At 64.7% G+C, this 501-nt stretch carries 1 protein-coding gene; it reads right to left on the bottom strand.

Features of this window, described 5'->3' with window-relative positions; all coding sequences use genetic code 11:
• On the bottom strand, window positions 1-501 hold a 501-nt coding region (locus tag A9X04_RS08745; protein WP_197509102.1), incomplete at both ends, for a sensor domain-containing protein.

The following is a 501-nucleotide window of genomic DNA, read 5'->3' as shown; positions in this document are numbered from 1 at the left end:
TGGAATCTCCATCGATATTTGCCGCTCAGGTGGATGACGGCATTGCTGCACGCATCGAGACGCTTGGCAAAAGCGTCGCCAAGCAACACCGTCGCTGCTTTGGAATCGACAACCGTCGCAACGGCTTGACGGACCGCATGCTCGTACGTGTCCTTTTCCTCCCTGTATTGATTGCTCCGCCATCCGGTATAGGCCACGCCAACCGTGTTGGTGTCCAGCCCGAACAGCGCCGCACAGTCCGGGTTGCCCTCGTCGATGACAGGGGGCACTGGAGGCCTGGTCCAACCGGGCGGAGGCGTGCCCGTCCAGTTGAGTTTGGAGCCGACGATGTCGCCGACCACTTCCGGCGGCAGGAGCAGCTCATCGATCCGATTGAGCGCCAGCGTTGGCCCGACCGTGGGCGTCGGCGAGGGTGCGACCGAGGTGGCGTTGTGGCCGCCGCCCTGCCCGCCGCCACACCCAACCGCCAACGCGACCACTACAGCCCCGAGCGCCGAAACA

The sequence above is a fragment of the Mycobacterium sp. E3247 genome (genome assembly GCF_001667785.1).
Taxonomy (GTDB): Bacteria; Actinomycetota; Actinomycetes; order Mycobacteriales; family Mycobacteriaceae; genus Mycobacterium.
The sequence above is the reverse complement of the archived record's forward strand: the minus strand, read 5'-3'. Positions and strand labels throughout refer to the sequence as shown.